The sequence below is a fragment of the Pseudoalteromonas sp. H71 genome (genome assembly GCF_001468485.1).
Lineage (GTDB): Bacteria > Pseudomonadota > Gammaproteobacteria > Enterobacterales > Alteromonadaceae > Pseudoalteromonas.
Map to the genome: position 1 here is coordinate 56,180 of NZ_LODI01000010.1, position 24,069 is coordinate 80,248.

19 protein-coding genes and 1 pseudogene are annotated in these 24,069 nt (G+C 39.5%); 13 read left to right on the forward strand and 7 right to left on the reverse strand.

Annotated features, from left to right (window positions below; translation table 11 throughout):
* Positions 1-217 precede the first annotated feature (217 nt).
* Together bamC and ATS71_RS06845 are read left to right on the forward strand one after the other, a co-directional pair.
* On the forward strand, positions 218-1,276 hold the full coding sequence (gene bamC / locus ATS71_RS06840) for an outer membrane protein assembly factor BamC (protein ID WP_058404146.1): 1,059 nt from the start codon (positions 218-220) through the stop codon (positions 1,274-1,276).
* A gap of 65 nt (positions 1,277-1,341) precedes the next feature.
* Positions 1,342-2,712, forward strand: coding sequence for a YjiH family protein (locus tag ATS71_RS06845; RefSeq protein WP_058404147.1), 1,371 nt, complete (start codon positions 1,342-1,344; stop codon positions 2,710-2,712).
* Between the two features lie 31 nt (positions 2,713-2,743).
* Here ATS71_RS06845 and ATS71_RS18435 read toward each other — a convergent pair whose 3' ends face one another.
* Positions 2,744-2,890 (reverse strand): DUF2897 family protein, encoded by a 147-nt coding sequence (locus ATS71_RS18435; RefSeq protein ID WP_082653601.1) that lies wholly within the window; start codon positions 2,888-2,890, stop codon positions 2,744-2,746.
* Positions 2,891-3,128: 238 nt separating this feature from the next.
* Positions 3,129-3,659 (reverse strand): annotated as a pseudogene (locus tag ATS71_RS19355) (acyloxyacyl hydrolase).
* Positions 3,660-3,901: 242 nt separating this feature from the next.
* On the opposite strand from ATS71_RS19355, the gene ATS71_RS06855 reads away from it, so the two are divergent.
* On the forward strand, positions 3,902-4,495 hold the full coding sequence (locus tag ATS71_RS06855; RefSeq protein WP_058404148.1) for an MlaC/ttg2D family ABC transporter substrate-binding protein: 594 nt from the start codon (positions 3,902-3,904) through the stop codon (positions 4,493-4,495).
* A gap of 223 nt (positions 4,496-4,718) precedes the next feature.
* A complete protein-coding gene (locus tag ATS71_RS06860) occupies positions 4,719-6,056 on the forward strand; it encodes an ankyrin repeat domain-containing protein (RefSeq protein WP_058404149.1) in 1,338 nt (445 codons plus the stop codon).
* A gap of 67 nt (positions 6,057-6,123) precedes the next feature.
* On the opposite strand, the gene ATS71_RS06865 is transcribed toward ATS71_RS06860, so the two are convergent.
* From ATS71_RS06865 to ATS71_RS06885, 5 genes are read right to left on the reverse strand one after another with little or no spacing between them, the layout of a single operon-like run.
* Entirely contained in the window at positions 6,124-6,567 is a 444-nt protein-coding gene (locus ATS71_RS06865; protein WP_058404150.1) for a DUF2069 domain-containing protein, read from the reverse strand.
* On the reverse strand, positions 6,564-7,118 hold the full coding sequence (wrbA, locus tag ATS71_RS06870) for an NAD(P)H:quinone oxidoreductase (protein ID WP_058404151.1): 555 nt from the start codon (positions 7,116-7,118) through the stop codon (positions 6,564-6,566). The genes ATS71_RS06865 and wrbA overlap by 4 nt, the downstream gene beginning before the upstream one ends.
* Entirely contained in the window at positions 7,118-7,465 is a 348-nt protein-coding gene (gene arsC, locus ATS71_RS06875; protein ID WP_058404165.1) for an arsenate reductase (glutaredoxin), read from the reverse strand. The genes wrbA and arsC overlap by 1 nt, the downstream gene beginning before the upstream one ends.
* 52 nt (positions 7,466-7,517) lie before the next feature.
* On the reverse strand, positions 7,518-8,975 hold the full coding sequence (locus ATS71_RS06880; protein ID WP_058404152.1) for a M48 family metalloprotease: 1,458 nt from the start codon (positions 8,973-8,975) through the stop codon (positions 7,518-7,520).
* Position 8,976: 1 nt separating this feature from the next.
* A complete protein-coding gene (locus tag ATS71_RS06885; RefSeq protein ID WP_058404153.1) occupies positions 8,977-9,642 on the reverse strand; it encodes a hypothetical protein in 666 nt (221 codons plus the stop codon).
* Between the two features lie 148 nt (positions 9,643-9,790).
* Between ATS71_RS06885 and ATS71_RS06890 the strand changes: the two genes are divergently transcribed.
* The 9 genes from ATS71_RS06890 (at position 9,791) to hrpA (ending at position 23,953) form a co-directional block, all read left to right on the forward strand.
* Positions 9,791-10,009, forward strand: coding sequence for a hypothetical protein (locus ATS71_RS06890; protein ID WP_058404154.1), 219 nt, complete (start codon positions 9,791-9,793; stop codon positions 10,007-10,009).
* A complete protein-coding gene (locus ATS71_RS06895; protein ID WP_058404155.1) occupies positions 10,002-11,081 on the forward strand; it encodes an AI-2E family transporter in 1,080 nt (359 codons plus the stop codon). Before ATS71_RS06890 ends, ATS71_RS06895 begins: the two co-directional genes overlap by 8 nt.
* A 115-nt stretch (positions 11,082-11,196) precedes the next feature.
* Positions 11,197-13,443, forward strand: a complete 2,247-nt coding sequence (locus tag ATS71_RS06900; RefSeq protein ID WP_058404156.1) for an aminotransferase class V-fold PLP-dependent enzyme — start codon at positions 11,197-11,199, stop codon at positions 13,441-13,443.
* 374 nt (positions 13,444-13,817) lie between these two features.
* Positions 13,818-15,464, forward strand: a complete 1,647-nt coding sequence (gene pgi / locus ATS71_RS06905) for a glucose-6-phosphate isomerase (protein WP_058404157.1) — start codon at positions 13,818-13,820, stop codon at positions 15,462-15,464.
* A 270-nt stretch (positions 15,465-15,734) separates the two neighbouring features.
* On the forward strand, positions 15,735-17,207 hold the full coding sequence (zwf, locus tag ATS71_RS06910; protein WP_058404158.1) for a glucose-6-phosphate dehydrogenase: 1,473 nt from the start codon (positions 15,735-15,737) through the stop codon (positions 17,205-17,207).
* 2 nt (positions 17,208-17,209) lie between these two features.
* Entirely contained in the window at positions 17,210-17,920 is a 711-nt protein-coding gene (gene pgl, locus ATS71_RS06915) for a 6-phosphogluconolactonase (RefSeq protein ID WP_058404159.1), read from the forward strand.
* Positions 17,921-18,265: 345 nt separating this feature from the next.
* Complete coding sequence (locus ATS71_RS06920; protein ID WP_058404160.1) at positions 18,266-18,970, forward strand: SapC family protein; 705 nt, start codon at positions 18,266-18,268, stop codon at positions 18,968-18,970.
* 125 nt (positions 18,971-19,095) lie between these two features.
* The gene (locus tag ATS71_RS06925) at positions 19,096-20,130 is read left to right on the forward strand and encodes an isoaspartyl peptidase/L-asparaginase family protein (RefSeq protein ID WP_058404161.1); all 1,035 of its coding nucleotides are present in this window, start codon (positions 19,096-19,098) and stop codon (positions 20,128-20,130) included.
* A 124-nt stretch (positions 20,131-20,254) separates the two neighbouring features.
* Positions 20,255-23,953 (forward strand): ATP-dependent RNA helicase HrpA, encoded by a 3,699-nt coding sequence (gene hrpA, locus ATS71_RS06930; RefSeq protein WP_058404162.1) that lies wholly within the window; start codon positions 20,255-20,257, stop codon positions 23,951-23,953.
* Positions 23,954-24,069: the final 116 nt, after the last annotated feature.

The window sequence follows — 24,069 nt, forward strand, 5'->3', positions numbered from 1 at the left end:
ACGGTGTTTCTTGTTTTTACTGGCACAGGAAAGTACCATAGCTAAAATTTGCTTATTTGCCCTTAGTTTTTTTCTAAGTTGAGGTGCTGAACTTTATTGCAATTAAGTAGCCAAATAAAAATGTAAAGTTAATATTGATTTTACACTGAACCAAATCGGCATAACCCACTCATATATTTGTTAAAACAATTAAAGGGTATGCTAAGGAGAAATATCTGTGCAGTATTGGATCCCAAAAGCACTTGCAGTAAGTGTATTGGTAAGTTTATCAGGGTGTAGTGTATTTGTTAACGATGCGCATAATGAACGTAATTACCGCGCATATGAACCAGTAAAAGCGCCAGCGTCTTTATCTCAGCCGGCTCAGGATCCAGTTTATAAAATGGAAGTAGGTCAATATAACAATAATCCAGACGCAACCAACTATCGTCCACCAGCTCAAGTACTCACTGTAGCAAAAGGCAGTTGGGTCGAAGAGGCGGATAATTTAGCACGCGTATATTTTGATAAAAACGATGGCATTGTTGATTTAGATGACTTTATTTGGGATTCAATAAATGCTGTTTTAGCTGAAAATAACACCGCTACAACCAAAGAAGACAAGTTACTTGGTATTATTGAAACCGATTGGTACGCAATTATTAAAACCGAAGAAAGCTGGTTGTGGGGCGATGAAAAGAACGATGACCTCCAACGTTTTAGATTTTCTATTGAAAAAAAATCGCATGAACGTACAGCCTCTTTACGTGCTGAATTAATAGATTTTAAAGGTGATACAACACTTACAGACTTGCTTAAGCAGCAACTAGAAGTGCGTGCACTTAACCAAGTTATTACTGAATTTGATTACCGCTATCGCCAACTTGAAGTTGATATGCGCAAGCGCCAAGGTATTATTTCTTTAGAAATGGGCTTTGACAATAAAGGCAATGCAGCACTGGTTACTGAGCAATCTTACGATGCGGTATTTGATCGTTTTTCAGGCTTTTTAGAGCGCTTGTCGTTTACTATTGTTGAAATAAATCAAGACACAGGTTTAATTACCGCCGATTATAAAGCACCAGAGAGCAGTATGTGGGATTCGATTTGGGGCGACGATGTTGCGCAATTACCAATTGATGAAGGCCAATACCAAATTTTAGTGAGTAAAACCAAGCAAGGTGGCACAAGCTTAACCTGGATGGACGATAAAGGCGAAACGCTTGAGCCAGGTACCATGAATGGTTTACAGCAAGCACTAGAAGCAGCACTTATTAAGCGCGGCATTAAAATATAAATAATAATACGTTTTACCACAAAAAGAGCGCTTAGCTCTTTTTGTGGTTTTTATAGGTTAAAAATATGTCTCAATTATCAACTTCACCTCAGTACGATTGGCGTACTTGGTTTGCGTTTCTTGTGCCTTCGCTAATTGGTGTGTTTTTGTTTATGACGCCGGTGTCAAGCGGTGAAGCAATGACCATACCTATTGCAATGATGGCTAAAGCCATGCAAGTATTTTTTGCAGATACAGCACAAGCCATTATTACTGCCATAATTTGTATAACGGGTTTATCTTCACTCATTGTCAGTGTTTTTAAGCCTCAAGTGATTTGTAAAGTATCACTGTTAAACCACTTATTTAATGTTAGTTGGATTTGGTTGCTTACACGTTTATTTGGTACTGCATTTGTATTAATGACCTTTTTGGGCGTGGGGCCGCATGCTATCACGTCTGAAAATACAGGGGCACTCGTGTTAAACGACTTACTTCCTGTGTTGTTTTCGGTGTTTATACTGGCAGGGCTTTTGCTCCCTTTGTTACTTAACTTTGGTTTGCTTGAGTTGGTAGGCACGTTATTAACTAAAGTAATGCGCCCGTTATTTGGCGTGCCAGGGCGAAGTGCCGTTAACTGTGTGGCATCGTGGTTAGGTGATGGCAGTGTAGGAATATTAATGACTGCGCGCCAATACGAAGATAAATACTACACACAACGCGAAGCCGCTGTTATTGGTACTACATTTTCTGCTGTTTCAATTACGTTTTGTTTAGTGGTTATTGGCCAAGTAAAGCTTGAGTATTTATTTGCTCCGTTTTATTTAACGGTGTGTTTAGCAGGGATTACGGCTGCTATTATTGTGCCGCGCTTGCCACCGCTTAGGTTTAAAAAAGATTTACTTATTGATGGCTCAGAGCCTGACGCAAACGCAGAGCTGGTGCCTTTAGGTAAATCATTAGTGGGTCATTCTTTAGATATAGCGCTGGCCAAGGCAGATAAATCGCCGGGCGTAGTGGGGACATTAAAAGAAGGCGTACACAACGCACTTGATATGGTATTTGCTGTGTTACCCGTTGTTATGGCCGTGGGTACATTTGCATTAATTATTGCAGAATATACGCCGCTATTTCAATATTTGGGTATGCCGTTTATTCCATTTTTAGAGTTGTTGCAAGTACCTGAAGCTGAGGCTGCAGCACAAACAATCATGGTTGGTTTTGCCGATATGTTTATCCCTTCTATCCTTGCAGCTGGGACTATTGAGAGTGATGTAACACGCTTTATTATTGCTGCTATGAGTGTGACTCAGCTTATATACATGTCTGAAGTGGGCGCGTTGTTGTTAGGAAGTAAAATTCCAGTAAACATCGTTGAGCTGTTCGTTATATTTATTCTCAGAACGCTAATAACATTGCCGATTATTTCGTTAATGGCACATTGGCTAGTTGGTTAAGCTTATTATTTAAATTAAAAGCCCTGATTTATCAGGGCTTTTTTGTGTCTTGCTTGTTTTTTAAGTGCGTGTCTGATTTCTTAAATTCCATATTAGCACTGTGTTTTATTAGGGCAATATTGCCTATCACAACGCCAAATACCATCACTACAATGAGTACTATTTGCCATGTTTGCATATTAATTTCTCATTTTTATTTTTTGGCTATTCTACTTTTTTAAACTGTAATTACCAGCAAAAACATCAGTTGGGTAGTTTACCTATTCGCTATAAAATTTAATGATTGTGAGCGGCTAAACGTGTCGCTAACTGCGTTAAAAACTCTCTTTTAAAGTAACTATATAGCGACTCTTTTGTTTAGCTATCAACACATTTACCCACGGTTAAAATAGATCATTTAATTAAACGAATGGTTATTAAAAGCGCTTGGCAACCGATAAGGTCATAAAATCAAGTCCGGGGTTAGGTTTTTGAAAGCCCGCATTAGAGTAATGAATAATTCGTAAAGCAATGTGTGTATCGCCTAAGTCAGCAACGAGTCCAATACGATCTTCAAATTGATAATGGCTATTTAGGTTTTTACCACCAAATTGTGTTTCGTCAATGAGTGATACGCCAATGCCAGCTTCAACATAAAATGGGGTGTTATTAAAACTAAACGCTGGAAACTGCAATACAGGCGATATCGCTAATACTAAGTTGGATTGTGAGTGGTGGTTATGCGCAAATTCCCACAGGTTTACACTGGTTTCGATTTAAAAACGGGCATCTCCAACTAAGTTTTGCATTTTTGGCATATGGTACTAATAGGCTAATTTTATGCCATTTATATTGCCAGTGCCTTTAAGTACATCGACTGCGTAGCCATGGCTTGATTGTGCTAATACTGTGTTATTAATAAAAAGTGAGGCGATTAATAAAGTAATTATTTTAAAGGAGGTTTTCATGGCTGCTCGCTGATAGTTGATTTATCGAAAAAACAGATGATGAGGGTGGGTAGGTTGTAAATTCAAGACGAGCGAAAACAGGGATGTATACTGCGTGTTAACAGGTTTTATTAACTTATTGAAATTTAGTCACTTAATTTATTGGTGCTTTTTAGGCATTAATAAATTGCTTATTTGTGCCTGTTTTATTGCGTATGAATGACGTAAATTAGCGTTATCTTAATCACACAAACAAACATATTATGAAACTTATTAAACCATTTTTAATTGCTATCGCACTTTTAAGCACATCGCTTTATGCACAAGCTCAGCAATCACCAGATATACTTTTAGAGTCTGTTGCAGACACCCTTTTTGCCGATATAGGTAAGGTGAACAGCAAAGGTAATGCCAGTAAAATTGAAATGTCGGGAATTGTTGAAAAACGTTTAATGCCACACATTGATATTAAGTTTGTGTCTTTTAAATTATTAGGCAAACACATTAAAGGCATTGAGCGCCAACAAGCGGTTGATTTTATTGACGCGGTTGAGCATTACTTGACTGGTACATATGCCGGTGCATTAATGAAATACACAGGCCAAAAAGTGGTGTTTGAGCACAATAATGCACAAAGCGACTCAGAATATGCCACGGTTAATACGCAAATTATAGAGCCTAACGCCCCCACAATTGATTTAAGCTTTAAGTTACGCCTAGGTAAAGACAACCAATGGAAAGTGTACGACATTGTGGCTGAAGGTATTTCGCTTTTAAGTGCTAAGCAAAAAGAGATCATCCAGCGCATTTCAGATGTAGGCATTGACCAAGTAATTAGTGAGTTAAAGAACAAATAATTAATCTTTTTGTGTGAAAAAGATCAAGCCCAGCTCCAACCTAAAAAGCAGCCAAGTAATTAGTTACTTGGCTGCTTTTATATTTTTGATTATTCATCTACTTTGTTCTAGCGTGGCGATCTGGGTGTGCTAGAATATCGCCTCTTTGATTAAGCGTGGTGTCAGCTGAAAGCTGTTATAACCTGACCACTTACCTAAGCTACACTGGAGTTGTGTTGTTTTAATGGAAAATGTACTGATTTGGCCAAAGGAATATCCGTTACTTATTAAAGGCCTTGTAGAGCAAAACGGTGCCTTTATTTTAGATGCATTAGAAGCTTGGCCTGCTTGTCGTTCTACCAATGAAGACGATGGTGTGTGTACCACTGTTTTGCCCCCTATTTATTATTTGGCCTGGTTAACCCCGCTTGAGCCTTTTGAAGAGTGTTATTTCCAACATATTTGTGAATACGACGAAGATGCACAAGCCTATATTGGCGCAATGAAAACTCATTTTTACGATAATGAATATACACCAGAAAGCTTAGTGCTTTTGCTGTGCCAACGTTTAGAAAAATACGCAAGTGTTGCTGCACAAAATGCCGTTGAAACACCACTTTCATTATTAAGTTTATTTTTTAGTAAACGCTATTTTACATTGATTGAACATGCGTTAAATAATGGCAGTAAGCTCAGTGCTGTTGATGCGTTATCGCTTTGGAAAGAAGTTGATTTTAGAGATCGCTTAAGTCACTTTATACCAGAGTCAATTGCTGACCTAGCCGTGTTAAGTGAACTTGCAAGTGACAAAGTAGCAATGGGTAAAGACTATTTTACTTTATTAAAACAAGTGTCGCCTGATGTTGATTCTGTAGTTTTACTTGAGCAAGCATTACTAACACATTTGCGTAAAAAAACGGCTAAGCAAACAATGGCTATGCGTTTTATTGAGCAAGGAGCAACAGGCACATTAGCTGATGAAAACGGTAAAACTGCATTTATGTGGGCGGCAGAGCGTGGTTTTGTAAACGTGGTGCAAACCTTATTACCTCAGCAAGATAAAAAAGCGTCAGATAGCTTGGGTAACACTGCATTGCATTATGCTGTACTCTCTAAAAATGAATCGTTAATGGTGATGCTAATTAAAGCCGGGTTTGATTTTAGAGCGCGTAATAACGAGGGCTTAAGTTGTTATAGGTTGGCTGTGAGTATCAAAGCGCAAAATTTAGTTAAATGCCTAGAGCGTGACTTTGGTATTAAAGAGTTATCGCCAGATGGGCAGTTTGATCGCATTAAAAAAGTACATGTGTTACATGCTATTGTGACGTTATTATTACCTTTGCAGTTATTTTTCTTCTTTGACGAAGCGCTGACCATAAAAAGTGAACTTACGCTTGGTTTAACTATGGTAACGGTGATTTGTTTTTTCTTTGCTATGAGCTTAAAGCGCTGCGCTTTGTATCCACATATAAAACACCCTTGGGGTTTATTTGTATTGAGGGGCTTTTCACTTTTGAGTTTATTAGCTCAGCTTGGTTTAGCGGGTATCGTGACCTTGGCCGCACTGAGTGAATTGGTGTAAGTAGTTTATACGCAATTAAGTAATGGTTGAAAGCGCGTTTACTAGAGAGTAAACGCGCTTTTTTATTTTATTTATTAAATTCGTTTGCGGCTTTTTCGTCGGCTAAATCTTCTTTCAATTTGCGAATTTTTAAGCCTAACTCTTGCCCGCGGTGTCTTGCATAATAAGTACATCCAATAAACATGAATGATGCAAATAATAACTCTAGCAACACCCAAATTAGCTCATTAGGTGCAACCCAAAGCATGGTTAAGCCATGAATAAAATAAAGCATAACAACAAAGTTTGCCCAAGCGTAGGTATATGTACTGTCTTTAATAATCCCTCTAAGTGGAAGCAATAGAGGAATAATAGGTACAAATAACGACATAATATCGAGCGGGCCTTCTTGAGGCGGAACAAAATACATCCACAATGGCATTAAAATAAGTAGGCCAACATAACCAATTAAAGCAGTACGCTGAAACTTTACGGTTATTGGCTTTTTTGCAGGATGGGTCACTGTGTTCATTGAAGTTTACTCGCAATTTTTGTCAGGCGAATGCCAACGCTTTGGCATATTTTAATTTCGTCTTTACTTAACTGAGCACTATTGTTACTACCAGCAACATGCGTAGCACCATACGGAGTACCGCCAGTTTGTGTGCCTAATAATTCAGGTACATCGTAGGGTACACCAAGTAACATCATTCCGTGGTGAAGTAAGGGTAATGATAAATTAAGCAGTGTGGCCTCATTACCCCCATGCATACTGCTTGACGATGAAAATACACACGCAGGCTTATCAATTAGTTGACCTTTTAGCCACAGTTCGCTGGTGGTTTCCCAAAATGCTTTTGCCTGAGACGCCATCATACCAAATCGTGTTGGTGTGCCAAAGGCCAGGCCATCACACTGTATAAGGTCATCTTTGGTAATAACAATGTCGTGCGGATTTTTAGCTACAAACGTTCTCAGTAGGGCTGTTGCCCCTTGTTGCTCTATTGATTCAGCTATTTCATGGGCCATCGCTTCAACTGAGCCATGGCTCGAGTGGTAAAGTACCACTATGTTTGTGCTCATTATAAAACGCTTAATACGTTTTCTGGTGGGCGACCAATAGCTGCTTTACCATTGTGCTCAACAATAGGGCGTTCAATTAATTTTGGATGCTCAACCATTGCGTTTATAAGCGTGGTTTCGTTTGTTTCATCTTTAAGATTGAGTGTTTTGTACTCGGTTTCTTTTGTGCGCATTAAGTCACGAGCAGAGCTAAAATCAAGTTGGTCTATCAGTGTGCTTATTTGATCATGAGTTAAAGGCGTTTTTAAGTACTCAACAACGGTGGGCTCTATTGACTTGCTTTGTAAAAGGGCAAGTGTTTCACGCGATTTAGAACAACGCGAATTATGATAGATAGTAACAGACATAAAAGTTTCCATAGTGTGAATTGCCTCTATTTTAGGGCAACAGCTTGCAGACTTAAAGCCTTGCAAGCTCTTTTTGTAAACGGCGATACTGGGTAAGTAATGCCTTTAATCGCTGCTGTTTTATTAGCTCTGTTGATTCTACGAAGTTAAGCGCTTTTTGGATTTCATCAGCGGCTTTCATGTAGGCACCGTATTGCGATAGCACGTCAGCGTTTGCCTCGTGATAGGCCGCCAATTTGTCTTGTTTTTTGTAGGCGTCAGCAAGTAGCTCCTTACCTAAGCTGTGCTCTGGTTTTTCTAATAAAAAACCTTTAAGCACGTTTTCGGCAAGTTCGTATTGCTTTGCCTCTAGTGCTGCATTTGCATAGTTGAGCGTAATTACTTGATTGTTAGGACGGTAATTATGAAGTTCAGCTAAAAATGAAACGGCGTCGTCTGCTTTTTTTTGCGCTATGAGTAAATCAGTTTGCGTATCAATATAAAATAAATTTTTAGGGTCGTTTTTTAATAGCTTACTTAAAATAGAGTCTGCTTCGTCAAGTTTTTCTTGGTCAAGTAAGCTTAACGCTAAACCATAATTAAGGGCTGTATTACTGTAGCTGTTTTCACGAAGTAATTTTCTAAATAAGGCTTCAGCGTTTTCTGGTTTGTTGTCGTAACGCGCGAGTACTCGGCTTTTAGCAAGGTTAAATTCAAGGCTTGCGGGTAGGCGGCGCATTGGATACTGCTCTGCACGAAGGCGCACGTCAGACACTCGGCTTTCTGGAAGAGGGTGAGTGAGTAAGAATGCAGGTGGCTTATACTTATAACGAATTTGTGCAGCCAGCTTAGTTAAGAAGTCGCTAGATGCACGTGCATCAAATCCTGCATTGTTAAGTGTTTGCATACCAATTCGATCAGCTTCTTGTTCAGCAGAACGGCTGTGCGTTAATTGGCTAAAAGCAGATTGTGTTTGGCTTGCTGAAATAATGGCAATACCAGCATCTGGGGCAACAATAGTCGCTAAAATGCCGGCTATCATCCCCGCTATGGTCATTGCACTGTTATCTTGCTGTTGCTGGATCCTACGTGCTAAATGGCGCTGAGTAACGTGGGCGATTTCGTGACCAAGTACAGATGCAAACTGACTTTCGCTATCGGCTTGTGCAATTAGCCCTGTGTGAACGCCTACATGTCCGCCGTAAAAGGCAAATGCGTTAATATCTGAGTTATTGATCCAAAAAAATGAAAACGGAAAACGAACATCGTTCGCGTTTGCAACGAGCTTTCTGCCAATGGTGGTTAGGTATTCATCTAATACGGGGTCGTTAATAATTGGTGAGCCGCCGCGTATTTGCATCATCATCACCTCCCCAATCGCTTGTTCTTTTTCGAGGGGGAGTACTTGTAATGCAGAGGTTCCTAAATCAGGAAGGTTAAAATTAGTTTGCGCCTTTAATGGCTCACTTACTAAAAGGCTAAATGTAAGGACGGCACTGCATAAAGAGATAAAGGCTGATTTTAGCTGCATCTTATTCCTTGTTTATTGGCTCGCCAATGGCAATTTTGGCAATATCTATTTCGTCACTGCTTGCACGGATGTCTTTTTCGCACAATTGGTAGAGTTCTTTTATTGAGACTCCATCAACCTTTATTACGTTCAACTCTCGCTGTAAAAAAGTAATAATTTTATGAACAACTTTATGCGAGTGCAAAATAAGGGCTTTATCGGCTTTATCACCGCGTTCAAAGTAAGAACCAATAAACTTATGTAATTGATTTAACCTCAAAAGTACTTTCATTGAATGCGGATCCCACACTCTAAATTCCATAAAGCGGTTATCTTTTATGTATTGGTCAACAACAATATCTTTTGCATAAGGCAGTGCCCACAGCTCAAAGCCTCGGTCTGTAAATACCTGATGTAACGCTATTCGAGGTTTATGCTTGGTGTGGATCTCACCTAAGTCGTCCTCAAAGCCGTCGAGTATGTCTAGATTCCAGTTACGTCTGTCTATAAGTTGTTTTACGGCGTTATCAAATCCATGCTCTAAAACACCTTCAGACTCGCTAACCGAAGAGGCAACTAAATGATAAAAAGGAGGAAGCTCCCCCCAATTTATTTGTTTTTTAAACCAATTAATCTCTTTGAGTGTTGGATTACTTGGTAGATGCGCTTTATTATGCGTGCGAGACATTAACCTGTCCTTACTGCTAACTATGTATTACAGAATAAACCATTGCAGGCGTTGTTTTAAGAAAAAGTTACATTTGTTGATGTTTTATAGACTATTAACACACAGCAATGCGACTTATTATTCATTTTAATAAATCGGTAAAGCGAGTATGTTACACCAAGATTTAAGAATTTATAGATGTCCTCAGCAGTTTATTCAGTTTAAATTAGGGCTACGTGAAGCATTATCTTCACAGCAAGCCATCACTTTTAGTGTAAATAGTGATGAGAGCATGGATGATATTGAGCGATATTTAAAAAAATATGCTTACAGTTACAACTTAGATAAACAACAAGGTTTATTATTAGTGGAGCCATTACGTGTTTGAATATATAAAAACATGGTACGAAAGAAAATTTTCTGATCCTCATTCGGTCACCTTATTATTTTTACTGCTCGTTTCTGTTGCCTTACTTTACTTTTTTGGCTCGTTAATTGTGCCGGTTTTAGTGGCATTAGTTATTGCTTATTTACTTGATTGGCCCGTTGTTCACCTAGAGCGTCTTGGTTTACGCCGTTTTACTGCTACGGTCATCGTAATGCTTATATTTACAGGTATTATGCTCACTTTAATTTTAGTGATTGGTCCTGTTCTTTGGAAACAAACCAGCAATTTAGTGCAAGAAACCCCTCATATGTTAGAGCAAGGCAAGTCATATTTGATTGCCTTACCAGAGCAATACCCAAGTTTAATTAATGCCGACCAAGTACAAGGGATTGTTGCTACAGTGGAGGCTAAAGTTATTGAGTTTGGCCAAGTGGTTTTATCGTTTTCGTTAACGTCGTTAAAAGATGTTGTAGCGTGGCTAATTTACCTAGTGCTTGTGCCGTTGCTGGTGTTTTTTATGCTTAAAGACAAGCTGGAATTAACGGGCAGTGTGGCTAAATTAATTCCGCAACAGCGTCGTTTAATATTGCAAGTATGGAACGAAATGAACCAGCAAATTATGAATTACATTCGCGGTAAAGTGTTTGAAATTTTAATTGTAGGCGGTGTTTCGTTCATTGCGTTTACTTTTTTAGACTTACGCTACGCGGCCTTGTTAGGCGTTTTGGTTGGGTTTTCTGTGTTAATTCCGTTCGTTGGTGCTGCGCTTGTGACTATTCCGGTTGCTGCCGTGGCGTTATTCCAGTTTGGATTAGAAACCCAGTTTTGGACGGTTTTAGTTATTTATGGAATTATTCAGGCACTTGATGGAAATGTGTTAGTTCCCTTATTGTTTTCAGAAGCCGTTGACTTGAACCCGGTATTTATCATTGTGGCTGTGCTATTTTTTGGTGGCTTGTGGGGCTTTTGGGGCGTGTTTTTTGCTATTCCTTTGGCCTCGTTGGTTAAAGCATTGATTACAGCGTGGTCTTCAACGCAAGAAGAGCTAAATAATAAACTGACAGAAGGTTAGTTCAAAAAGGCATAGAAAACGCACCGTCAGTACTAATTGATTATTACTCAATACGTCTAAAGTTATGTAATATTGGTAATAAGATATATCTTTTAGTAATAAGGTGCGTTTTTAGATGTCTGACTCTTTATTAAACTCTGAGCAAGTTTACCTTGATGCAAACGCAACAACGCCTGTGTTGCCATGCATCGCCGATGTGGTTTCTCATACAATGCAAATTTGTTTTGGTAACCCTTCAAGCCCTCATATTACGGGTATTCAGGCCAAGCATTTATTAGAACAAACCCGCGAAAACGCACGTACTGTGATTGGGGCAATAGAGGGAGATATTTTATTTACCTCTGGCGCGACCGAAGGCATTCAGACCGCTGTTGTATCTACGCTTATTAACGCTAAAAATCATAATATTGCTAAACCCGTATTACTTTACGGTGCCACTGAACACAAAGCGGTTCCTAACACATTAAAGCATTGGAATAGTGTATTGGGCATTCATGCTCAAGTTTTGGCTATTCCGGTGGATAATAATGGCATTTTAGACTTAGCGTTTATCGCTGAACATATACCTAATGCGCTAATGATATGCACCATGGCGGTTAATAACGAAACGGGAGTTTATCAAGATTTAGATGCCATTGAACATACTATTCGTTTTCGTAATACGAAAGTGTCTTGGATGGTAGATTGTGTGCAAGCGCTGGGGAAAAAACAACTCGACCTGAGCGCCACCACAATAGATTACGCGCCTTTTTCAGGCCATAAACTTTATGCCCCTAAAGGTATTGGTTTTTTATATATTCGTGCTGGCAGTGCCTATACCCCTTTTATAGCGGGTGGAGGGCAAGAAAGCGGAATGCGCTCTGGCACCGAAAACTTACCTGGTATTGCGGGTTTAAATAAATTGTTTAGTTTATTGCTAGATAAGTCAGACACCACATTTAAATCAATCGATGTGCTTAGTAATTACCGGGCTCAAATAAAAAACGCTATTGAAGAAACATTTGATGAAGTAACCTTTAATCATAGCTTTGAACACTCGGTACCAACAACATTAAACTTTGCTGTAAATGAGTTAACAAGCAAAGAAGTAATTGATTTATTTGATGCCGCTGGTATTCGTGTCAGTGGAGGCTCTGCATGCAGCACGGGCTCTTCAACGAGTTTTGTGCTTGATGCGATGGGAGTTAACCAATGGCAGAGTGAAAATGCAATTAGGCTATCATTCGGTCCCGCTGCCACTGCCGCTGAAATAGCAAATGCGTGTGCATCTATACGTTCATTAAAAACCATTTTGCAGGCTAATTGTTTAATAGTCTCTGATAGTACAACACCTCAACAAGATGTGTGCGCGCTCGGTTTAACGCAGTTTAGGCACCAAGGAGCGTGTTGTTGGTTATATGTAAATGCCGATAAACAAGCAGTTATTATAGATCCTATTGTAGAGCTCATACCGCGTATAGAAAAAATAGCCAATACACAAAACCTGACTATTAAAGGAGTACTTAATACGCACGTTCATCAAGAGCGAAGTTGTGCTGTAACTTTATTACGCAGTGTATTAGCAAGTCGATGCGACGAGATTGCAGTAGATAAACTAGGTTGGCCGAAAAATGCAGCTAATATCGACCTAAATAACGAACGACTAGAAAAAATAGCCACACCGGGGCACAGTGAAGACAGTGTAAGTTATGTTTTAAAAAGTGAAGATAACCACATTAATTATTGCTTTTGTGGTGATCTAATATTACCCGGTGGCTTGGGTAACACTTCTTTAGCTGGTGGCAATGCCAAGGCTATGGCTTATTCTATTTTAGCACTTGCTGAGCAATTAGATGAAACGAGTGTGATATGTTCAGGGCACGATTATTTGCAATGCTTTGCAATGAACTGGGCCGCAGAGCAACAACAAACACCTTTATTAAACCGATTAATAAATCGCCAAATTAGTATTGATGAATTTGTAATTAAAAAACAGCTTAATGATGAGGCAAAAGAAAAATCAAGGTTACAATTATGTGGTTATGTTACTGCGTTGCCTGAGTTAAATATTCAGCAATTAAATTTTGATAGTGCAAAAGCCATGCTCAGTGATAATGACACTTATTTGATTGATACCAGAGAGCCTTACGAGCATGGTGCACATAATGTATCGCAACTTTTTCACACTAGTGAAACAAAAACACTTAACATACCGCTTAGTCGTATGGCTAACGCGTTGATGGAAGGTCAGCTAGGTAAACGCGGTAAATACATATTGTTGTGTCGTAGCGGTAATCGCTCAAGGCTTGCTGCTGCTAACCTAATGCAGCTAGGGTATCGAACAGTGTATAATTTAGAAGGTGGTTTGGCATTGAGCCTTTAAAATACAATACTTATAAGGTTTGCATAAAATCGGCTTCAGTAGCCGATTTTTTATTTATTCACATAAATGTCATAATTATTAAAAAAGTACTGAACGTTTAGTAAAATTCACGAATACACCAACTTAACCGATTAAGCTTTGTGGGTGCCTTTGAAATTGCGGGGAAAATAATTTGCAAAATATTTATGATACCGGTGTCAAAAGGTGAAAATTGGGTTATCATCTGCGTATAAAATAGTTAAAGCAGCGCTTATTTTTCGTTTATGGCTACACTATTGGCATTTTATTTTAGTGTATTTAGAACGTGTTAAGCAGTTTTACAACATAAAAAGAATATATAAATCAACCGGTTAAATTTTTTAGAGGATATTTAAATGTCGAACCGAACGCAATTAGCAAGTTGGCAAGCCCTTGAACAAAGTGCTGCTAAGATGAAACAAACACATCTTAAAACGTTATTTGCACAAGACGGTGGCCGCTTTTCTCAGTTTTCAACTCAGATCCCTGGTGTTTTATTCGACTACTCTAAACAATTAATTGATAACGATGTTTTTGCTAATTTAGTGTCACTTGCTAAAGAGTGCGAGATTGCTTCTTGGCGAGATAAAATGTTCAGCGGCGAGAGAATTAACATCACCGAAGAGCGCTCTGTTTTGCATACTGCATTGCGTAACCGTGCGCATACTCCATTAATTGTTGATGGAGAAAATATAACTCAAGCGGTTGATAACGAGCTTGCTAAAATTAAAGTATTTGTTGAAAAAGTGCGAAGCGGCCAGTGGCTTGGTTATACGGGCAAAGCGGTAAAAGACGTTGTTAGTATTGGGGTAGGCGGGTCGAACCTAGGTCCTCAAATGGCAACTGAAGCATTAAAAGCATTCGCAGATGACACTTTAAAAGTGCACTACGTATCAAATGCCGACGGTGTACAAATTGCTTCGGTACTTAAAAATATTGATCCCGAAACAACATTATTTGTTATTTCGTCAAAAACATTTACTACATCAGAAACTATGACGAACGCTAAAACAGCGGTGGATTGGTTTTTAGAAACAACAAAAGATGAAAGCACAATTGCGAAACACTTTGTTGCAGTAAGTACAAATTTAGAAAAAACAGCTGCCTTTGGCATTGCTGATGAAAACGTATTCACTATGTGGGATTGGGTTGGTGGTCGCTTTTCATTATGGAGTGCGATAGGCTTACCCATTGCGTTGTACCTAGGCTATGATGCATTTGAAGATATACTAACAGGTGCTTTTGAAGTTGATGAACACTTTAAAAATGCGCCGCTTGAGCAGAATATTCCTTTAATAATGGCTTTGTTAAGCGTGTGGAATACCGGCTTTTTAGGGTACACGTCGCAAGCTATTTTACCTTACGACCAATCTCTTCACATGTTACCTGCGTATTTACAACAAGGTGAGATGGAAAGTAACGGTAAGCATGTTAACTTTGCAGGCGAAACAGTACCGTATACCACGGTTCCAATAATTTGGGGTATGACTGGCATTAACGGTCAGCATGCGTTTTATCAATGCCTGCATCAAGGCAACGTGATTGTGCCAGCAGATTTTATTGCATCTGTTAAACCACAAATACATGTTGATAAGCATCATGATATTTTATTATCAAACTTTTTTGCTCAAACTGAAGCAATGATGAGCGGTGTTGATGCAGAACAAGTTACAGCCGATTTAATGGCTAAAGGTAAATCGCAGGCACAAATTGATGAATTACTAAATCACAAAATTCATCAAGGAAACCGCCCAACAACATCAATGCTGCTAGACACAGTAGATGCTAAAACGGTAGGGCGTTTAATTGCGTTATATGAACACAAGATTTTTTGCCAAGGCATAATATTAGACATTTGTTCATTTGATCAGTGGGGTGTTGAACTTGGTAAAGGTTTGGCATCTAAGATTGAAAGTGAGCTGACCGATGATAATGTAAATCACGATCACGATAGCTCCACAAGTGGATTAATGGCGTACTACAAGCAACATCGTACGCAGTAAAAATTTAGCCTACGTAATAGTAGGTAAACCGAGTACCTTTGAACGGGTAGCGCTGGAGTGCTTAGGGTCTGTATTTTTGTGAGAGGAGATACAGAGTCCTAAGGCTCATTTAATAAAGCGTAGATGATAAAAAAACAATAATACATCATCAATAAAGAACAATTCAGCAGGCTTTTTTAACACATTATAAAAGCTATCATAATCCAAGTAATAAACAGGCATACCCACGAGCTTATTTTAGGACGGGGTATCACAACGTAGAGAGTAACTATGCTTAATCCTTTTGATATCATAATTTTTGGGGGCGGTGGTGATCTTGCGTTACGCAAATTACTACCTGCAATGTATCGAGCATATCAAGAAGGGAATTTACCTGAAGGCTCACGCATCTTGCCAACAGTTCGTGAAGAAAGCAAACGTGCTGAATACATAGAAACAGCGCATAAAGCACTCCAAGAGTTTTTAAGTAAAGGTGAATTTAACGCCAAAGATTGGAAAGCATTTTCAAATTATTTAGTGCCAGTGGTGAGTAATGTTACTGAAGCTGACGATAACTGGGATGTGCTTAAAAGTATTTTAGATGAGCACGATAGCACTAAATCTCGTGTCTTTTACTTATCTTTACCACCAGCCGTTTATGGCAAGTGCTGTGAAATTCTCTCTATAAAAGATTTGATTACGCCAACATCGCGTGTAGTCGTTGAAAAACCAATTGGTTACTGTGGGGAATCTGCAGAAGTAATAAACGCTAAAATTGCTGAGTTTTTTGAAGAAGACCAAATCTTCCGTATAGACCATTACTTAGGTAAAGAAACTGTACAGAACTTAATGGCACTGCGTTTTTCAAACTCATTATTTGAAAATATGTGGGATGCTAAGTCGATTGATAATATCCAAATTAGCCTTTCAGAAACAGTAGGTCTTGAAAGCAGAGCAGGGTTTTATGACAAAGCCGGCGCACTTCGTGACATGGTTCAAAATCACTTGCTACAGCTTTTATGCCTTGTTGCAATGGAAGCGCCTAATAAGCTTAACGCTAATAGCATTCGTAATGAAAAACTAAAGGTGCTAGAAGCACTTCGACCACTTATTGACTCTGACGTTGATAGTAATATTGTGCGTGGTCAATATGTACCAGGGGATTTAAACGGTAAGATTGTCCCTGGTTACTTGGAAGAGTTAAACGAGGGCGCTAGTAAAACAGAGACCTTTGTTGCTATACGTGCACACATAGATAATTGGCGTTGGGCTGGCGTACCATTTTACCTTCGTACAGGTAAACGTATGGCAAAACGCTGTGCTGAAATTGTGGTTGAGTACAAAAAAGTATCGCACAATATTTATGAAGAAAATGTTGGCAACATAGAACCAAACCGCTTAGTTATTCGCCTTCAGCCAGAAGAAACTATTCAGCTAACGCTTATGTCAAAGCGCTTAGATAACCTTGAAATGCAATTAGAGCCGGTAACTATGAACATTGAGTTATCACAAGCTTACAGCAATGGTTTTCATTCTGATGCATACAAACGTCTAATGCTTGATGCCGCTGCGAATAACCCATCGTTGTTTATTCATCGTGATGAAGTTCGCCAAGCATGGAAATGGATTGATCCGATTGTTGAGCGTTGGCAAGAAAAAGGCAAGCCTGCACTTTACCGTGCTGGTACGTGGGGTCCAGATGATGCCGATGAGTTATTAGCAGAGAACAACCACCTGTGGTTTAACACAGGTGATAAGGCATAATTATGGCTACATTAGTTGAAAAATTTTTTGATGATAAAGATGCACTAACAAAAGAGTTATCGGCAACTTTAGAGCAATCATTATTAGATGGCATTAAAGACGATGGTCGCGCTGTACTGATGGTATCAGGTGGTTCATCACCTGCTGCAGCATATAAGCATTTATCAACCCTTGATTTAGATTGGCAGAACGTTGATGTAGCTATGGTTGATGAACGCTGGGTTGAGCCAAATCACGAAAAAAGTAATGAAGCATTTATTAAAAGTACGTTGTTGCAAAACTTTGGTAATGCAGCCAACTTTATAACAATGAAAAACGACGCTTCTACTGCACAACAAGGTGCTGAAAAGTGTGAAGCCGCATACAGTGCGCTGAAAACGCCTTACGATGTGACTATTTTAGGTATGGGGTCAGACGGTCACACTGCGTCTTTATTCCCACATGCAGATGGGTTAGAGCATGGTTTAACAACCACTCAAACGGTTTGTGCGATTAACGCAATTCAAAGTGACGTAACAGGTAGTATTACCGAGCGAATGACGCTTACTCTAAATGCAATAGCCAACTCTAAAGTGGTTAAACTACTTATCAGCGGCGATGAAAAGCTTGCTGTGTACAAGCAGGCTAAAGCCGGTGGTGATGTTAACGATATGCCACTGCGTGCAGTACTTAATCATCCGAGCATCAATATCGAAGTTTATTGGGCTCCATAATTTAAGTAAATTTGCATTGCTTACCCCATTTTATAAAGGCAGCTAAATTAGCTGCCTTTTTGTTTGCCTAAATATTCTTCACTATGAGCGTGGTTGTAGACAGAAGTCTGTTAACTTTTGTAAATAAGCCACCTCCCTTTGTATGCTAAATAACCGTGTAACGCTTTATTTTTAAGCATGTTTTAAAATTATTACTTGTATGTTTTTTGACAACATGCAGATTTATTTAAATTTTATTTTTAGATGGCTTGTGTCATAAAACTTTCCCTTCCTTTTTTACCTCAAAAGCATTAGCCTTAAGGCATTAACAATGAAACTTATAAATTTAAAAAACGGAGCAGTAACATGGCGGAGCAACAAGTACAGCCTTTACACAACGAAAAACATGCCAACATTAAAATTCAAAACGGCATCAATGTAGATTTCATGAAAACTCAACATTTAGTGCCTGTAGTTGCACATGAGTTTGCACGCGTAGCAAATGAGTTTCCTATGTCGTTTGTTAAAAATAACGAAGCAGGTACTTTCCAAGCAGTTGCAATGTTTGGTTTAGAGCCAGGCGAGAACTTATTTGTTGAAGGCGATAAGTGGACAGCTTCTTTTGCACCAATGGCCTCTACACGTTACCCACTTGGTTTAGTTAAACACCCAGATCAAGACCAATTTGGTATTGTTATTGATGAAGCAAGCCCGCTTGTAAGTGAAACTGATGGCAATGCATTATTTGAAAACGGTGAAGAAACAGATTACTTAAAGCGTCGTAAAGAGTCGCTAGTGTCTTTCATTGAGTTTTCTCAGGTAACCGATGCATTCACTAAATTTCTTGCTGATAAAGAGCTACTAATTGCTCAAACGTTAACAGTAGACATTAAAGGTGAGAAAAAAGACATCAACGGTATCTACCTTATCGACGAGAAAAAACTAAATGAGCTAAGCGATGAAGACTTCTTAGAACTTCGTAAGCGCGGTTATTTAGCACCAATTTATTCTTTCTTAACGTCTACTCACCAAGTAGCACGTTTAGCGCGTTTAAAAGCTAAACAAGCTTAATTTTAAACACGTTAATAACAAAAAGCGCCTTAAGGCGCTTTTTTTATGTCTTTAAACTTACTTTAGTTGAAATTTGCTTTTTAACCGTTCACATTAGTTTTAATACTTTGATGAGAAAGGCAGTCATGAAAAAAATAATCTTATTATCTATTTTAGCCAGTGCATGTATAGGATTTACTCACAGTGCATTAAGTAAAGAATCTCCGCTTGCCATTGCAATTCATGGTGGCGCAGGAACAATTGATAAAGCAAAGTTTACCCCCGAACAAGAAAAAGCTTATCGTGCTAAATTATCCGAGGCCGTTGAGGCAGGTTACAACGTACTAGAAAAAGGCGGGGAAAGCTTAGATGCGGTTACTGTTGCAATTACAGTATTAGAGCAATCTGAGTTTTTTAATGCCGGACGCGGCGCAGTATATACCTACGATGGTGGGCACGAGCTTGACGCGTCAATTATGGACGGACGTAACCGTCAAGCAGGGGCTGTTGCAGGTGTAAAACATGTAGAAAGCCCAATTAAGCTTGCCCGTTTAGTTATGGATAACTCAGTGCACGTTATGCTCAGTGGTCAAGGTGCTGAGGAGTTTGCAAAAGAGCAAGGTATTGAACTTATCGAAAATAATTTATTTGATACCAAACACCGTTACGATGCACTGCTTAAAGCAAAAGAAAAACTTGATAAAGCCAAAGCAACAAGTAAATTATATCAAGCCGCGCACAATGCGCTTCCTAATAACTTTAAAATGGGCACCGTTGGCGCTGTTGCCCTTGATAAAAATGGTAACTTAGCCGCTGGTACATCAACCGGTGGAATGACTGCAAAACGCTATGGTCGTGTTGGAGATGCACCCGTTATAGGTGCAGGTACGTTTGCTGAAAATGAATCATGCGCGGTATCGGCGACCGGCCACGGTGAATATTTTATTCGCTACAACGTGGCAAGTGATATTTGCGCTCGTGTTAAATACCAAGGCAGTACAATCGCCCAAGCCGGTGATGAAGTAATAAACAAAGTATTAAAGCCAATAGGTGGCACAGGCGGTGTGATTATTATCGACACGCAAGGCAACATTAGCTTACCGTTTAATACGTCGGGGATGTATCGCGCAAGTAAATCGAATACGCAAGCAACTTATGTAGGCATTTTTAAAGGCGAATAGAAATACAGCCTTGTACATGTGATTAAATGTCAAACAACTGAGCGTTTAATGATTTGTAGGATTAACCCCAGCCGTTAATTTTGATACAATTACGGCTCTTTAACATATTTTATAAGGTATGCGGGTGGTTAACCTAGGTCAGTTGTTTGGCGAGCTAAAAACGTGCTTAAAAAAAGATCAATTCATCTTTAAAAAACGCCTTCACGGCGTTAAAAAAATCGTCGACGAGACTAAACAAGCCAATGCGCTTGAAAAAATTGCCGCAGATATAACCCGCAGCCAACAATCAAAAGAAAAACGCTTAGCAAATTTGCCACAGGTAACATACCCAGAACAGCTGCCTGTAAGCCAAAAAAAACAAGCCATTAAAGACGCGATAGCAAATAATCAAGTTGTTATTATTGCTGGTGAAACAGGATCGGGAAAAACGACACAAATACCTAAAATGTGTTTAGAGCTTGGCCGCGGCGTTGATGGTTTTATTGGCCACACGCAACCGCGTAGGTTAGCCGCTCGCACCGTTGCAAACCGTATTGCCGATGAGATGAAGTGTGAACTAGGTCAACAAGTGGGTTTTAAAATCCGTTTTAGCGATCAGGTTTCTAACAATACATACATTAAACTGATGACTGACGGTATTTTACTTGCCGAAATTCAGCAAGATCGTTTTTTAAATCAATACGACACTATCATTATTGATGAGGCCCACGAGCGTAGTTTAAACATTGACTTTATTTTAGGGTACTTAAAAAACTTGCTGCCTAAGCGCCCTGATTTAAAAATTATTATTACTTCAGCAACCATTGACCCAGAGCGCTTTTCTAAACATTTTAACGATGCGCCAATTATAGAGGTATCGGGTCGTACTTTCCCCGTTGATGTTCGCTACAACCCAATTAGCGATATTAAAAAAGACGATATGGAAGCCGAAGGCGACCAGTTACAAGGTATTTTTGATGCAGTTGATGAGCTATGTGCAGAAGGCCCCGGCGACATACTCATATTTTTAAACGGTGAACGTGAAATTCGCGACACTGCAGATGCTTTGAGCAAACGTAATCTTAAGCACACCGATGTATTACCGCTGTACTCGCGTTTATCAAATACAGAGCAAAACAGAATATTTGCGCCGCACTCTCGCCGTCACATTATTTTATCGACTAACGTGGCTGAAACGTCACTGACCGTGCCTGGCATTCGCTATGTTATAGACCCAGGGACTGCGCGCATTAGCCGCTATAGTTACCGCACAAAAGTACAGCGTTTACCCATAGAGCCTATTTCACAAGCAAGTGCTAATCAGCGGATGGGCCGCTGTGGGCGTGTTGAAGCGGGTATTTGTATCCGTTTATATTCAGAGGATGATTTTTTATCTCGCCCTGAATTTACCGACCCTGAAATACTGCGTACAAACTTAGCTTCTGTTATTTTACAAATGCTTGCTTTGGGCTTGGGCGACATGGCGCAATTTCCATTTGTTCAAGCGCCAGACAGTAGAAATATCAGCGATGGCTTAACTCTGCTTGAGGAGTTACAAGCGGTAAAGTCGGCTAAGCGTGATAATAAAACCGCGTTAACGCAATCGGGTAGAGAGTTAAGCCGATTACCCGTTGATCCGCGTTTAGCTAAAATGGTTTTAACAGCGCATAAGCTAGGTGCACTGCGTGAAGTTATTATTATTGTGGCTGCTTTATCCATTCAGGACCCACGTGAACGCCCTCAAGAAAAACGCGCGACAGCGAATGAAAAACACGGTCGCTTTGATGATCCTGATTCAGACTTTATTGCCTTTTTAAATTTATGGAATTACTTAGAAGAGCAACAAAGTGAGCTGACAAATAGTCAGTTTAGAAAGTTATGCCAAAAAGATTTTTTAGCTTATATGCGCCTGCGTGAATGGCAAGATATTGTTTATCAAATAAGTACTGTGTGTAACGAAATGGGTATGAAGGCAACAAGTGATGCTGCTGATGTCGAAGCAGTACATAAAGCCTTACTAAGCGGTATGCTTAGCCATATTGGTTTTAAAGACGAAAAACAAGCTTATAAAGGTGCGCGTAATAGTCAGTTTCATATTTTTCCGGGTTCGGGTTTATTTAAAAAAGCGCCTAAATGGATTATGTCAGCAGAGCTTGTTGAAACGAGTAAATTGTATGCGCGCACTAATGCAAAAATCGATATCAATTGGGTTGAACCCTTAGCCCAACACCTGGTAAAACGCAGCTATTCTGAGCCCCATTGGGAGAAAAAACCTGGAGCTGTTATTGCCTTTGAGCAACAAACTTTATACGGATTGTTAGTTGTTAATAAACGCCGCTGTGTTTATAGCAATATAGACCCTAAGGTTAGCCGAGAGCTGTTTGTGCGAACTGCATTGGTTGAACAAGAACTTGGTTTAAACGAGCGTTTTTTACAGTTTAATCGTGAGTTAATTGAAGATATACAAGTCCTTGAAAACAAGTCGCGCCGCCGTGATATTTTAGTTGATGAACAAACCTTATTTGAGTTTTACGATAAAAAAATACCAAAAGAAATTAATAATCGAGCCGCTTTTTTAAAGTGGTATAAAACCCAAAAACAACAAAACAAACACTATCTTCACATGACTCGGGATGAGTTAATGCGCCATGGCGCAAACAGTATTACAGAATTTGATTATCCAGATACGTGGCAGCAAGATAATTTAATATTACCGCTTACGTATCACTTTGACCCAGGTCAAGCGGTTGATGGTGTTGCTGTACAAATCCCTGTTGCATTATTAAATCAAGTGCAAGAAACCGGCTTTGATTGGCATATTCCTGCCTTCAGGCACGAATTAATAAGTGGTTTGATTAAATCACTGCCAAAGTCACTTCGTCGTAACTTTGTACCGGCTCCCAATTATGCAGACGCTGTACTTGCAGCGGTAGAGCCAATGCAAGGCACTTTACTTGACGCACTAACCACACGCTTATTGCGAATGACTGGTGTGCGCGTTGACCCTGAGGCGTGGGATTTAACATCACTTGCTCCTCATCTACGTTTACAATTTGAGGTGCGCGATGAGCACAATAAATTACTGGCTCGCGGTTTAGACCTTACGAAGCTCAAGGCAGAGCTTCAAGGAGAGGTAACCGAAACACTTTCAAAAGTAGCTGATGATGGCATTGAAAAAGCAGACCTAACACAATGGAACTTTGGTGAACTGCCTAAGTCTTACGTTAAAAAGCAAGGCCAGTATGAAATAAAAGCATACCCAGCGCTGGTGGATAAAAAATCAAGTGCCGCGGTTGAGCTATTTGATAACGAAATAAAGGCACAGGTTGCTCACCAACAAGGTCTTCGCCGATTGGTACTGTTAAACGTGCCTTCACCAATTAAATATTTACAGCAGAATCTACCTAATAAGGCTAAGTTGGGATTGTACTTTAATCCATTTGGAAAAATAGCCGACTTAATTAACGATTGCATTGCTGCAGGCGTTGATAGTTTGTTACTTAAGTATGGTGACATCAGAAAAAGCGCTGAGTTTGAAAACGTTAAAGAAGAGATACGTGGCGAGCTAGGTGATGCCGTAGTCGACATAGCAATACATGTTGAACAAGTTCTCAGTATTGCACATGCGCTGCATAAAAAAATGAAAGGGCGGGTTGATTTAACCATGATCACCGCTCATGGCGATATTAAATCGCAACTTGAGTCGTTAATTTTTAAAGGGTTTGTTAGTCAACATGGCGCGACTAAACTCACTGATTTAATTCGTTACTTAAAGGCGATTCAAAAGCGATTAGAAAAACTTCCGGTTGATCCTAATAGAGACAGGTTGTGTGTACTTGGGTAATCCCCCCATTTTTAATGGAGGCTATCTGTAGAATTTTCGTTGTTTAACTTTTCCAGTTTTTGTATGGGTGTTATGCCACCTATGCCCATGTTAGGGCGTTCATTATTATAAGTCCA